The 12069-nt window shown below is 62.6% G+C and carries 12 protein-coding genes; 6 read left to right on the top strand and 6 right to left on the bottom strand.

From position 1 onward, the window contains the following. Nucleotides 1–471: 471 nt before the first annotated feature. The 4 genes from OKW30_RS22905 to OKW30_RS22920 form a co-directional block, all read right to left on the bottom strand. Entirely contained in the window at nucleotides 472–1107 is a 636-nt protein-coding gene (locus OKW30_RS22905) for a riboflavin synthase (protein WP_429347642.1), read from the bottom strand. A 15-nt stretch (nucleotides 1108–1122) separates the two neighbouring features. Continuing rightward, complete coding sequence (ribD, locus tag OKW30_RS22910) at nucleotides 1123–2274, bottom strand: bifunctional diaminohydroxyphosphoribosylaminopyrimidine deaminase/5-amino-6-(5-phosphoribosylamino)uracil reductase RibD (protein WP_184070869.1); 1152 nt, start codon at nucleotides 2272–2274, stop codon at nucleotides 1123–1125. Nucleotides 2275–2337: 63 nt separating this feature from the next. Beyond that, nucleotides 2338–3621 (bottom strand): glutamate-1-semialdehyde 2,1-aminomutase, encoded by a 1284-nt coding sequence (gene hemL / locus OKW30_RS22915; protein ID WP_429347643.1) that lies wholly within the window; start codon nucleotides 3619–3621, stop codon nucleotides 2338–2340. A gap of 161 nt (nucleotides 3622–3782) precedes the next feature. After that, a complete protein-coding gene (locus OKW30_RS22920) occupies nucleotides 3783–4253 on the bottom strand; it encodes a hypothetical protein (protein WP_429347779.1) in 471 nt (156 codons plus the stop codon). 282 nt (nucleotides 4254–4535) lie between these two features. Here OKW30_RS22920 and OKW30_RS22925 point away from each other — a divergent pair, with 282 nt between their 5' ends. The 3 genes from OKW30_RS22925 (at nucleotide 4536) to OKW30_RS22935 (ending at nucleotide 6688) form a co-directional block, all read left to right on the top strand. Then, complete coding sequence (locus OKW30_RS22925) at nucleotides 4536–5756, top strand: Bcr/CflA family multidrug efflux MFS transporter (protein WP_090801465.1); 1221 nt, start codon at nucleotides 4536–4538, stop codon at nucleotides 5754–5756. 214 nt (nucleotides 5757–5970) lie between these two features. Next, on the top strand, nucleotides 5971–6201 hold the full coding sequence (locus OKW30_RS22930; protein WP_090805429.1) for a hypothetical protein: 231 nt from the start codon (nucleotides 5971–5973) through the stop codon (nucleotides 6199–6201). An 82-nt stretch (nucleotides 6202–6283) separates the two neighbouring features. Then, on the top strand, nucleotides 6284–6688 hold the full coding sequence (locus OKW30_RS22935) for a RidA family protein (RefSeq protein WP_090801464.1): 405 nt from the start codon (nucleotides 6284–6286) through the stop codon (nucleotides 6686–6688). A 25-nt stretch (nucleotides 6689–6713) separates the two neighbouring features. Here OKW30_RS22935 and OKW30_RS22940 read toward each other — a convergent pair whose 3' ends face one another. Then, nucleotides 6714–7124, bottom strand: coding sequence for a hypothetical protein (locus OKW30_RS22940; protein WP_429347644.1), 411 nt, complete (start codon nucleotides 7122–7124; stop codon nucleotides 6714–6716). 83 nt (nucleotides 7125–7207) lie between these two features. Between OKW30_RS22940 and OKW30_RS22945 the strand changes: the two genes are divergently transcribed. Beyond that, on the top strand, nucleotides 7208–8458 hold the full coding sequence (locus OKW30_RS22945; protein ID WP_429347054.1) for an ISL3 family transposase: 1251 nt from the start codon (nucleotides 7208–7210) through the stop codon (nucleotides 8456–8458). 25 nt (nucleotides 8459–8483) lie between these two features. Here the strand turns inward: OKW30_RS22945 and OKW30_RS22950 are convergent, their stop codons facing one another. Next, nucleotides 8484–8948, bottom strand: coding sequence for a hypothetical protein (locus tag OKW30_RS22950; RefSeq protein WP_429347645.1), 465 nt, complete (start codon nucleotides 8946–8948; stop codon nucleotides 8484–8486). A 217-nt stretch (nucleotides 8949–9165) separates the two neighbouring features. Here OKW30_RS22950 and OKW30_RS22955 point away from each other — a divergent pair, with 217 nt between their 5' ends. Next, nucleotides 9166–9384, top strand: coding sequence for a hypothetical protein (locus OKW30_RS22955; protein ID WP_429347646.1), 219 nt, complete (start codon nucleotides 9166–9168; stop codon nucleotides 9382–9384). Between the two features lie 351 nt (nucleotides 9385–9735). Continuing rightward, nucleotides 9736–10845, top strand: a complete 1110-nt coding sequence (locus tag OKW30_RS22960) for a C1 family peptidase (RefSeq protein ID WP_429347647.1) — start codon at nucleotides 9736–9738, stop codon at nucleotides 10843–10845. Nucleotides 10846–12069: the final 1224 nt, after the last annotated feature.

A 12069-nucleotide genomic window follows, 5' to 3' on the forward strand; every position in this document is an offset into this window, starting at 1 on the left:
CACGGCCGCCGCCTTTCGTTGCCAACGGCCGGCGGTCTTGCCGGCCGAATCCCTGAAGTGTCGAGGAGTTGTGACGCCGGACAACGCCGCGTTGACGCGGCGCTTCACCGATAGCGCCGATGGTGTGTTGTGGCTGACCAGCTCCACGTCGCCCGGCCAGGTGCAGGAGCTCGACGAGCTCGGCCGCGAATTGCGGTGTCGACGTGATCGTGGCACTGGCTGCGCCCGTACCGACGATGCAGGCAAGGATCAGCGACGCTTTCGTCAGGTGCACACGCAGCGGATTCCAGCGACGGAGCAGGTGCGGCTCTTTCATTGGGTTTGTCAGCTTCGGATCGTGCACGCGCGCTGGGTCACGGCCCCGGATTCGCCTCGCCCAAACCGGCTTGCTGCGCAGATCGATGGCTTTGCCGGTACGCACCGAGCATGCGCTCCTGGTATCGCGTAACGGTCTCGAGGGAAGTGTCCAGGTTACGTCGAGGATGGATCGCCATCGCGCGGCGCATTGAGCATCCGCTCCACATAGCGCGCAATCAGATCGATCTCCAGATTCACTTTTACCCCGTCGTGCAGATGCTTGAGCGCCGTCACCTGCACGGTATGCGGAATCAGATTGATTGAAAACTCGCAGCCGTCGTCGCGATCAACGACGGAGTTCACGGTCAGGCTCACGCCATTGACCGTAATCGATCCCTTGTACGCGAGATAACGACCGATGTCGCGCGTCGCGAGAATGCGCAGCTCGTGCGATTCGCCGACCGGCGCGAAACGCGTGACGATACCGAGTCCGTCGACGTGTCCGGACACGATGTGTCCACCGAGCCGGTCATGCGCGCGCAGCGCTTTCTCGAGATTGACCTCGCCGGTTTCGCCGAGACCGGCCGTGCGGTTCAGGCTCTCGCGCGACACGTCGACCTCGAACGAATGAGCGGTCTTCGCGACCACCGTCATGCAGGCGCCCTGGATCGTGATGCTGTCGCCGAGCTGCACATCGGCGAGGTCGAGCCCGCCCGCCTCGACGTTCAGGCGCACGCCCGCGTCGCCGCCCGTGCCGAGCGGCTTGACTGATTCGATGCGGCCCACTGCCGCGACGATTCCTGTAAACATCGTGCTAGTCCTTGATCATTTCGAAACGGTGGGAGACACGGTGTCGGTCCCGGGTAAGGCTGTCGGCGCGAAACGCGCGAGGATCCGCAGATCGTCGCCGATCCGCTCGACCGTGTGGAAATTCAGCTTAACGCGGTCTTCGAGCCGGTCGGGCGCGTCCAGATTGAACATGCTCATCGAGTCCACGCCGAGCAGGCTCGGCGCGAGATAGACCAGCAGTTCATCGACGCAGCCTTCGCGCAGCAGCGAACCGTTCAGCTTGTAGCCGGCTTCGACGTGCAGCTCGTTGACGTGACGCTCGCCGAGCACGCTCAGCATGCGCGGGAGATCCACCTTGCCGAACGCGTTCGGCAGCGGCACGATCTCGGCGCCGCGCTCGCGCAGCGCGCTCGCGCGTTCTTCGAGACGCGCGTCGAGCTCGCCGCAGAAGATCAGCGTCGGCGCGCCGGCCAGGATCTGCGCGTCGAGCGGCACGTCGAGCTGGCTGTCGATCAGCACGCGGTGCGGTTGGCGCGGTGTATCGACCGCGCGCACGGTCATGCGCGGATTGTCCTCGCGCACAGTGCCGATGCCGGTCAGGATCGCCGACGCGCGCGCCCGCCACGCATGACCGTCGGCCCGCGCGGCCGCGCTCGTGATCCACTGGCTCTCACCCGACGGCAAGCCGGTGCGGCCATCGAGCGACGCCGCCACTTTCATGCGCACCCACGGACGGCCGCGCGTCATGCGCGACACGAAGCCGATGTTCAGCTCCCGCGCTTCGTTCGCGAGCAGCCCGCAGCGCACTTCGATACCGGCTTCGCGCAGCCTCGCGAGACCGCGGCCGGAGACCTGCGGGTTGGGATCTTCCATCGCCGCGATCACGCGGCCGATCTGCGCTTCGATCAGCGCGTTCGCGCACGGCGGCGTGCGGCCGAAATGGCTGCACGGTTCGAGCGTCACGTAGGCGGTCGCACCGCGCAGGTCGTGGCCGCGCGAGCGCGCGTCCTTCAGCGCGCGAATTTCGGCGTGATCCTGGCCGGCCGGCTGCGTGAAGCCTTCGCCGATCACCTCGCCGTTTCTGACGAGCACGCAACCGACCCGCGGATTCGGGTCGGCCGTGTACATGCCGCGCTTCGCGAGCGCGAGCGCGCGTTCCATGTGGACGAAATCGGTTTGCGAGAACATCGGTGTCCGTTGTGGTGCGGTGTCTGGGTCGTGCGAGTTGCGGCCTTTGCTTCGGGCCCGGCTTCAGCCTTTCAACGCTGCGAACGCGCCGCGCGCGGCGTCGATCGTCGCGTCGATCACCGCGTCGTCGTGCGCGCTCGACACGAAGCCGGCCTCATACGCGGACGGCGCGAAGTACACGCCCGCGTCGAGCATCTTGTGGAAGAACGCGTTGAAGCGCGGCACATCGCTCTTCGTGACGTCGGCGAAGCTCGTCGGGATCGATTCGCGAAAGTAGATGCCGAACATGCCGCCGAGCGCATCGGCCGCGAACGGCACGTCCGCTTCGCGTGCCGCCCGCGCGAGCCCTTGCGCGAGACGCGTGGTGCGCGCGGCGAGCGTGTCGTAGAAGCCGGGCGCCTGGATTAGCTGCAGCGTCTTCAGGCCGGCCGCGACCGCGATCGGATTGCCCGACAGCGTGCCCGCCTGATAGACGCCGCCGAGCGGCGCGAGGTGAGCCATGATGTCGCGCCGGCCGCCGAACGCCGCCGCCGGCATGCCGCCGCCGATTACCTTGCCGAGGCAGGTGAGGTCCGGCGTGATGCCGTAGAGTTGCTGCGCGCCGCCGAGCGCGACGCGGAAGCCGCACATCACTTCGTCGAAAATCAGCACCGCACCGTACTCGGTGCACAGGCGCCGCAGCGCCTGCAGGAATTCAGGGGTCGCGCGCACGAGGTTCATGTTGCCAGCGACCGGCTCGACGATCACCGAGGCGATCTCGTTGCCGAACGCCTTGAACGCTTCTTCGAGCTCGGCGACGTTGTTGTATTCGAGCACGGTGGTGTGCTTCGCGATATCGACCGGCACGCCCGCCGAGGTCGGATTGCCGAAGGTCAGGAGGCCCGAGCCGGCCTTCACGAGCAGGCTGTCCGCGTGGCCGTGATAGCAGCCTTCGAACTTGACGATGCGGCTGCGGTTCGTGAAGCCGCGCGCGAGACGCAGCGCGCTCATCGTCGCCTCGGTGCCGCTCGACACCATGCGCACCTGTTCGATCGACGGCACCAGCTTGCAGATTTCCTCGGCGATCTCGACTTCCGACTCGGTCGGCGCGCCGAACGAAAAGCCATTCACGAGCACGCGCTGCACGGCTTCCAGCACTTCGGGATGAAGGTGGCCGAGGATCATGGGGCCCCACGAGCCGATGTAGTCGGTATAGCGCTGGCCGTCCGCGTCCCAGAAGTACGGGCCTTGCGCGCGCTCGATGAAACGCGGTGTGCCGCCGACGGAACGGAAAGCGCGCACCGGCGAATTCACGCCGCCGGGGATCGTGCGTTGCGCGCGTTCGAAGAGGGTTTCGTTTCTGGACATGGCGATGGCTGGAATAGGGAGCAGGGGTTGCGCAGCGGCGCAAAGGGCCTCGGACGATTCCCGCGGACCCTTCGCGCGATGCTGGGGTGGATCGAGAAATTGTACCGGAGTCGGCGCCGGCGGGCTGTGCGGGCGGGCGGTCGCGGCGGCGCGTGTTTCGCCTAGCTGCCCGGTGCGGGTGTCGTCGGCGGCTTGCGCCTGCCGGTCAATTCGGCCCAGCGCTTCTCCAGCGCGCCTTCGGCGATGGGCTTGATGATCGTGCCCGAGCTTTGCGCATCCCACGTCTGCACCGAGAACGGATGCACACGCAGCTGATCGCGCGTGATGACCGGCGCGTGATGCGCATCGACGAGCCAGTCGTAGACGAAATCGATGCACAGCCGGTAGCCGCGTTTGGTCGACGCGTCGGGGACTTCGTAGGGCGCGCGCGTCACGTAGCCCGAACCGAAGATGCCCTTCGGCTCCTGCGCGACGCGATGCAGGAACACGCGATCGCCGGGCAGGATGCCGCGCGCGAAGCCGCAGCCCCACACGTCGGCCACCGCGTCGCCGGCCGCCACGCGTTTCGCGATGTCGGGCAACTCGGGCCACGGCCATTTTTTGGGGCTCCAGATGAGCAGGAAGGCGGTCATCGCGGGTTCGAACGGGATCAGGGGAGGGGCGTTGCGCGAGGTCGAGCGTTTATGTCGGGCCGTCAAGCTGCGCATACGGAAGCGCGTTGGGCATGCTGGCGGCAGCTTAACCGATCGAGGCTGATTGCGCCGCGCGGCGCTGTCGCGCAACGTCCACGCAGCGGGCCACGAGCGCCGTCAGCGGATTAACCGTCGCGTACAATCGAGCCGGTCAACTGATGGCCGTTCCCGCTTCACCCGTTCCGCTGCCGATGCCGGCGCGGCGTTCCATCCGGATTTCCCATGTCTCACGTCGTCAGACGCCGGCCCGATGGCCGGCTGATCCTGTTGCTCGGCGCGCTGGCCGCGTGCGGCCCGATTTCCATCGACATGTATCTGCCGAGCCTGCCGACCATCGCGCAGGCCTTCGCGGTCGGCACGGGCGCCGCGCAATCGACGCTCACGAGCTTCATGTTCGGCTTTTCGATCGGCATGCTGCTGTACGGTCCGCTGTCCGATACGTATGGCCGTCGGCCGATCCTGCTTGGCGGCATCATCATGTATGCGCTCGCGAGCATCGCCTGCTCGCTGTCGGTCTCGATCGGCTCGCTGGTTGGTTTCCGCTTCGTGCAGGCGTTGGGCGCGGGCGCGGCGTCGGTGCTGGCTCGCGCGATCGCGCGCGACGCGCACGAGCCGGGCGACGCGGCGCGCGTCCTGTCGATGATCGCGATCGTCACGGCGATCGGTCCACTGCTCGCGCCGCTGATCGGCGGACAGTTGCTGCTGCTGGGCGGCTGGCGCGCCGTGTTCGTCGCGCTGACGCTGTTCGGTTCCGTGTGCGCGGTGACCGCATTCCTGAAGGTGCCGGAGACGTGGCCGCGCGAGATGCGCGCGCAGTCGGCGCTGCTGAAGTCGTTCGGCGCGTATGGCACGCTGCTGCGCGATCCGGTCGCGTGGGGACACATGTTGTGCGGCGGCATGGCGTTCGCGTCGATGTTCGCGTACATCACGGCGACGCCGTTCGTATACATCGAGTATTTCCACGTGTCCGCGCAGCACTACGGCTTCCTGTTCGCGCTGAACATCGTCGGCATCATGTTCGGCAATTACCTGAACACGCGGCTCGTCGGCCGACTCGGGCCGGTGCCGATCATCTCGTTCGCGGCGACCGTGAGCTTCGTCGCGTCGCTGTTCGTGTCCGTCGTGTCGCTGACGGGGTGGGGCGGCTTATGGTCGATCGTGTTCGGGCTGTTCTTCGTCGTCAGCGTGGTGGGCGTGTTGTCCGCCAACTGCACGACCGATCTGATGCATCGCTATCCCGCCAACGCGGGCGCCGCGGCGGCCGTGTTCGGCGCGGTGCAACTCGCGCTCGGCGCACTGTCGAGCCTCGCGGTCGGACTGTGGCAGGACGGCACGCCGAAGGGCATGGGTATCGTGGTCGGCGTGGCGGGCTGTCTGTGCTTTGTCGGACGCATGCTCGTGATGCGTTGGCACGGGACGAAGTCGCCGGTTGCGGCTGTGTGAGCGTGTTGTTCGGATATCGAGGGTGAGCACTGCGCGAGCGCTGTGAAAACGGCGTGAAAACTGGATGACGATCGTGCTATTGCGGCTGTGGGCATCGGCCGACGCGTGAGTTCATCGGACGCGTCTCCGGAAAACACCTGGTGTTGCGCGCGCACCACCGTGCGTCGCGGTATGCATTGCTATGATGAAGTCACTGTTCCTCGGAGCGGCACTCATGGCGATCAAAGACCTGATGAACGGCGAACGGCAATTTGCCGCCTTCGCCGAAGCGCAACGGCTGGCCGACAGCGGCGCTTATTACGATTACACCGACATCGAATACGTGTTGCGCTTTGATCACGGTTTGACGGATGTATCGGCTCTGCTCGATAGCCAGTTGATGCATCGCGATCTGAATCGTCGTTGCGCGGATGCGCGCGAAAAGCTCGAGATGGCGGACGCGTGATGCGTATTGCGTCGTGCGCGGGTTCGTGCTGAATGAAGCACGGCGATGAATCGCTCCGAGATTTTCACTTCTGGAGTGGTGGATGACCGATAGCACGCACGCCTCACGTTTGCCCCACACCGACAATCCGGCCGCGCTGGCGAAACCCGGCGGCCACTACAGTCATGTCGCGGTCGCGAATGGCTTCGTCTTCGTGTCCGGGCAATTGCCGATCAACGCGCAAGGCGAAAAGCTCGCCGATGCGTCGTTCGACGCGCAGGCCGAACAGGTTCTGGCCAATGTGAAGGCGGCGCTCGAAAGCGTCGGCAGCAGCGTCGCGCAACTGGTGCAGGTGCGCGTGTATGTCGTCGATGTCGAACATTGGGCGAGCTTCAATCAGATCTATGCGGGCTGGGCCGGCGAGGCAAGGCCGGCGCGCGCGGTCGTGCCGGTGCCGCAGTTGCACTATGGGTTCAAGATCGAGGTTGAGGCGGTGGCGGTGGTTTGAATTCGACATTACAGCCATATAGCAACTACGGCATGACTTTCTCTGTGGCGGCCGCTAATTCTCGACATAGAGAACTCATGCCGATCGGGCAAGATGACGTTGAAAGCTTGGCGATTCTGGAAAGATCGTCAGTGTCTAGCGTCGTATCGATGTGGCGGAGCACAAAGGCTTTCAACGACGGATTACGTTTTATCAATACACCCAGTTGCGGCAAAGTGTGCCAGTGATCCACTAGCAGACGCGCGACAGCTTCTGAGTTGCCTTCCGCGATTTCGCCATCGTCACACTGCGCGTACTTGTTGAACGCCTCATTCACCTTTGCCCACGTGTCGAGGTGATCGATTGCTGCATCCGCCGCACTTGCCTCACGCTCCGTGCAGGTTATGCCATACGCAACCGGCATCCACGCTAGTGCAATGAAGGCGACCACACCCATGAGACGCGTAAAAAAATGGTTCTTCAGACACTTCTGTGGGTCGGTAGTACGCTGTCGCGCATGGTCTGGCAGCAGAGGATGCGATGGACAGCGTGGAGTTGTACCGACAATTGCTTGGGTTGACGGCGCCCTGGACGGTGGAGCGGGTCGAATTGGACATGGCGCATCAACACGTTGAGGTCCATGTCGGACACGGGCTGGGGGAGCGGTTTGCGTGCCCGGAATGCGGGCGCGAACTGGGCGTCTATGATCACCTTGCCGAGCGGGGATGGCGCCACCTGGACAGCTGTCAGTTCCTGACCTACCTGCATGCACGGCCGCCGCGCGTGTCGTGCCCCGAGCATGGCGTGCGGCAAGTGACGCTTCCCTGGTCGCAGCCGGGCAGCCGCTTTACGAATCTGTTCGAGGCGCTGGCTATCGACGTGCTGCTCGCGGCCAATATCAAGCGTGCAGCCGAGATTTTGCGCATCACCTGGGATGAAGCCTGGGGCGTGATGACACGTGCGGTCGTGCGCGGCCGGGCAACCAGGGGCATAACCATGCCGACGCTGCTGGGTGTCGACGAGAAGGCGATTGCCAAGGGGCACCGTTACATGACACTGGTCTGCGACCTGAAGGAATCGACGGTCGAATATATTGGTGACGAGCGCAAGGAGGCGAGCCTTGGCGCCTACTTCGACGCCTTCCCGCCGTCGTACCGTGAGAACGTGGACGCGATCAGCCTGGACATGTGGCCGCCGTTCATCAATGCCTGCCGCGAGAAGCTTCCGGACGCAGACGCGAAGATGGTCTTCGATCGCTTTCACATCATGCGCCATGTGCTCGACGCGGTGGACAAGGTCCGCAAGCAGGAACACAAGGCGCTGATGAAGGCGGGCAACGCAACACTGGTCCAGAGCAAGTACCTGTGGCTGACCAATCCAGAGAATATGACGGACAAGGCCAGACAACGCTTTGACGCTCTCAGGAACGCGGAACTGAAGACGGGCCGGGCCTGGGCGCTCAAGGAGGCGCTGCGGGCGCTGTGGAACTACACTTCTGCCACATGGGCAACGAAGTTCTGGAAGCGCTGGTACTTCTGGGCAACACACAGCCGCCTGGCACCGATGATCGCGGCTGCCAGGCTGATCGCTCGCCACCTGCCCAACGTATTGACCTACTTCGCCCATCGCATCACCAATGCCGTCGCAGAAGGCCTGAACTCCAAGATCGCTACCGTCCAAAAGCGCGCCTGCGGCTATCGCAATCCCGACCATTTCAAGATCGCCGTCTATTTCCACTGCGGCGGCCTCGATCTATATCCGCCTGTCGTGACCCACACGAAAGTCGGATGAACCAAAAAAATAGGTGCACTTGCGTCTATCCATGAGTATGTCCCGCAAGATTCCTGGCTCGATTGCGCTCAGTTGCCGTGCGCGCGGCCACGGAATCATTGTGGTTGACTTCTACAGCCGTGATCGGGTCCCGGTGCAGCTGTTCGCGGATTTCTCTCATGGCGTCGTCGGACGTGCGGATGCAGCTCTTTGTCGGGTGCTGAGGTCCCGGCAAATAGCGGGCATTAGCTCTGCCCGAATGCACGCCAATGCCGGTATGGCCTGGCACGTTGAAACGGATGATCCCATACAAGCCGTACGGACCATTGGCAGATGCCACATGATGGTGCGGGGTGGCTTGGTCCTGCACGCTATATGTTCCATTCGGAATATGGCGGATTGCCGCGTGGCTGTCGACGTTGTTGTAAGCCGCCCAAGTACCGATCGTCTTACCGGTGGCATCAACAAACGAGATTTGATGTGTCTGTCCGTCGAATAGCAGTTTCGACATGTGGCATACCTCTAGAGTTGTAAAAAATGAGGGCTGCGGAGTCCGGCGGCATACGATCAGTGGGATGGCCGACGCTGCATTGATTCAATGGGAGCTCTAGCTTTGCGGCTGCCATAGGTGCTATGGGCGAACTCCTAAAGGAAGGCCGATCCGATGTCGTAAGCAGGGCGGCAAGGCGGCCGGGTTTTACGTCGAGCGGGTGGAAGTCGAGCAGAAGATGACGCTGGCTGACCTGCTCGATGCAACGTACGCGAAAGAGATGGCCGATCTTCCGCGAATGCTGGAAAGCGACGATCCGAACGAGCGTAAGCGCGCCGAGGCATTGCAGGAGCAAGAGCTGCGGCGCGCGCTAGTGCACCGGAGCAGCGCGGAGCGTCTGTCCGCTTCTGCCCCTTGTCCTGCAACGGCTGGCGAGGAGCTTTACGCCTCTACCTGACCATGTACCCACATTGTGCATGCTGGAACGCGTTGAACGTCCAGCGTGCACTTGAATCAGAATGATCCGCTGCAAAATCGGACAAACGAGAGAATGGTCCATAAATTCCGGCACGTAACGGATGACCCTGAGCAGGACCACCCATGACGATCGAGTCGTAAAAACGACCCGCCTTTTTACTTGCGCGAGTAAATACTGTCCCCTATAGTCACAAAACGTTGCCGTAGCTGATGAGCGGTGACGCACAGTGCTCAATTGTGCTGCTGGGGCAATGGGTCGGTCCGTCGACAAAGTGTAGATCTGCGAACAAAAAGAGCGCGAAGCACGGGGCTTTTGGCCGGAGGCACGATCATGTCACGTTTCCTGGATTCCCTTTCCGCTTCTGTTCAACTCACTGGGGAGGAGAAGGCCGTTCTGGCCCAGGCCGGCGTGACATCGCACGAAGACCTGCACAGCCTGACGGTCGGGTTCCGACATTCGCTTGCCCGTGCTGGTGTACGGGTGCCACTTCTCTCATCAATTGCCGTGCGCCACCTGGCAGGCTCCTACGCCGCGGGTATGACCGCGGCTGCTACGCAGCCGCTACCTTCGCTTGGCGCTGTGCACCCGCCAGGGACCCAATGGAACATCAATAGCGTCGTTCAGGCGTTGCCAGCAGGGTCGACGTCGGCTCAGGTGGCCCAACCGGCCGGAGCGACGGCCATTGATCTGCGCCAAGGCATCAATTGGCGGATCATGAACCAGGGGCAGCGGGGAACGTGCGTGTCGTTTGCGTCTACCGCGTGCGTCGAACTGACCCAGGCCGGGGCAGGCGCTGCTCCTCAAGACTTTTCGGAGCAGTTTCTCTACTGGGCAATCAAAACGGGAACAGCGGACCCTAGGCCGAACCAGGACGGGACGTACCTCGAATTCGCACGCGATGCGTTGGCTCAAATTGGAATCTGCAACGAAGCCGACTGGCCGTACAATCCAACGTTCATACCCGGCAATGTGTCACAAGCAGGCAACGGAAACCCAAGCATAGGCGCACAAACGAATGCTGCGGCCAATCAACCCGCTGCGCATTCATATCAACAGTTTACGGTTCCGGGAACGGGTGCAGCCGCAGTGCTCCAGCAACTGCAAAACGGCCGCCCTGTTGCGATAGGGGTGCCGGTATTTTCGGACGACCCGATGGTTGCCGGTAACAACTGGACGACGCCTGTCGCCTGGGCGTATGGCCGCGTATTGAATCCACCACCGACCTCGGTGGCAAAGGACGGGCATGCTGTCTGCGTCGTTGGCTACGAGCCCGATCCGAATGAGCCGCTGGGAGGCTGGTTTGTATTCCGGAACAGCTGGGACACTCTTTGGGCGGCACAAGCACCCTCGCCGGGCAACAGCTACTCCCCCGCCCCCGGATACGGTGACCTGTCTGCTACTTATGTAGATACTTACATGTGGGAGATGCTGGTCCTGTAATGCCGTTGCGTTCCGAATGTGGTGCACCGGACGTTGTTTATCAACATCCTCCTTGTCTGGAAGCGCGATCGGCTTTTAGGAAGTGGTAGTCTAGTGGTGTGTTACGGTAGGAGTGGCATATGCCCGCAGTGTTGATCAAGGCGACCCATTCAGCTCGCCCAGTGAGGTCCGGCGACTTCGGCGCAAAGGTGACGAAGTCGGAGCTTCTGTTGCCTGAACAGGTTGCAAAAGCATTGTCGGCCCAAGGCGTCCGGACCGCGGCAGAAGCCGTGTCGTATCTGCAAACATTTCCGAGTTTCATCGCAAGGGAGTTGAACTGGGACGTCGCAGACGTCGCCCGTGGTCTCGAAGCATTGCGTCGCCAGCTCGTCGGTGTTGTCGATGACGCTGTCTTGCGTCCTGGTCAGAAGCCATCTGTGTCGTACGGAGCCTTGGACCCGCGGAAGATACCGGGACGTACGACACCCACTTCAAAACCATAATGGTGCTATCCGCACGGCCGTGGTGCGTTCGTTGTCCGGGGCACTGTGGTGGTCATTCTCCTGATTTCCATGCATTCATGGGAGTTGCCCTGTTCGACCCGGCCGTGCCCGACTGATAAAGCCCGTTTGTTCACAGCATCTGCGCAAGCCCGGTAGTCGCTTCCACCGTCGCCTCATCGACAGGCAGCATCGAATCGCGGACTGATGGTGAGCACGGCGAACTCGGTCGATGAGCCTTCTCGATTAAGTCGGATTTCAAATCTGATTTGACCGAGGGTAGCCAGTCCAGAAAATGCGACATCACAATCGGCGGAGAGCCCTAAACAAACGCTCTCGACAATTCGACATTAAGACAATGTCGTATTGGCATTTGCCAAGATCCTCCAAAAAATGGAGGGATCAAGACTGGTGCCACGCCAATCAAGGTTGGTCGAGACGCGCGATTGGCACCGCTCGATGGCGTGCGGGTAGCGGTGCGGGTAGAAACGAAAAACGGGCCAAGAGGCCCGTCCTTGCTTGTGTCCTGGCGGAGGCGGTGAGATTCTCGCTCAGTATAAAACCGGACCAGTCAAATCAAGGACTTAGGTCAAGTCCACAGGGTCATACTGGCACACCTCGCCGGCACACGCAATGCGGGGTTGTTTGATGCGATGCGACTTTCGGCCTGCCGGCACCAACAGCTGGCTAGTCCGGTTAGGAGACGCCGTCGCCGCACCGTTGCTTGCGTGCAGACCTCGGTTCT

Source organism: Paraburkholderia sp. Clong3 (assembly GCF_050436485.1).
In the GTDB taxonomy this organism is placed as follows: Bacteria; Pseudomonadota; Gammaproteobacteria; order Burkholderiales; family Burkholderiaceae; genus Paraburkholderia; species Paraburkholderia tuberum.

Excerpts from the sequence above, each read along its gene's own strand:
- OKW30_RS22905 (WP_429347642.1), bottom strand. The coding sequence starts at position 1,107 with ATGTTTACAGGAATCGTCGCGGCAGTGGGCCGCATCGAATCAGTCAAG.
- ribD (WP_184070869.1), bottom strand. The coding sequence starts at position 2,274 with ATGTTCTCGCAAACCGATTTCGTCCACATGGAACGCGCGCTCGCGCTC.
- hemL (WP_429347643.1), bottom strand. The coding sequence starts at position 3,621 with ATGTCCAGAAACGAAACCCTCTTCGAACGCGCGCAACGCACGATCCCC.
- OKW30_RS22920 (WP_429347779.1), bottom strand. The coding sequence starts at position 4,253 with ATGACCGCCTTCCTGCTCATCTGGAGCCCCAAAAAATGGCCGTGGCCC.
- OKW30_RS22925 (WP_090801465.1), top strand. The coding sequence starts at position 4,536 with ATGTCTCACGTCGTCAGACGCCGGCCCGATGGCCGGCTGATCCTGTTG.
- OKW30_RS22930 (WP_090805429.1), top strand. The coding sequence starts at position 5,971 with ATGGCGATCAAAGACCTGATGAACGGCGAACGGCAATTTGCCGCCTTC.
- OKW30_RS22935 (WP_090801464.1), top strand. The coding sequence starts at position 6,284 with ATGACCGATAGCACGCACGCCTCACGTTTGCCCCACACCGACAATCCG.
- OKW30_RS22940 (WP_429347644.1), bottom strand. The coding sequence starts at position 7,124 with ATGGGTGTGGTCGCCTTCATTGCACTAGCGTGGATGCCGGTTGCGTAT.
- OKW30_RS22945 (WP_429347054.1), top strand. The coding sequence starts at position 7,208 with ATGGACAGCGTGGAGTTGTACCGACAATTGCTTGGGTTGACGGCGCCC.
- OKW30_RS22950 (WP_429347645.1), bottom strand. The coding sequence starts at position 8,948 with ATGTCGAAACTGCTATTCGACGGACAGACACATCAAATCTCGTTTGTT.
- OKW30_RS22955 (WP_429347646.1), top strand. The coding sequence starts at position 9,166 with ATGACGCTGGCTGACCTGCTCGATGCAACGTACGCGAAAGAGATGGCC.
- OKW30_RS22960 (WP_429347647.1), top strand. The coding sequence starts at position 9,736 with ATGTCACGTTTCCTGGATTCCCTTTCCGCTTCTGTTCAACTCACTGGG.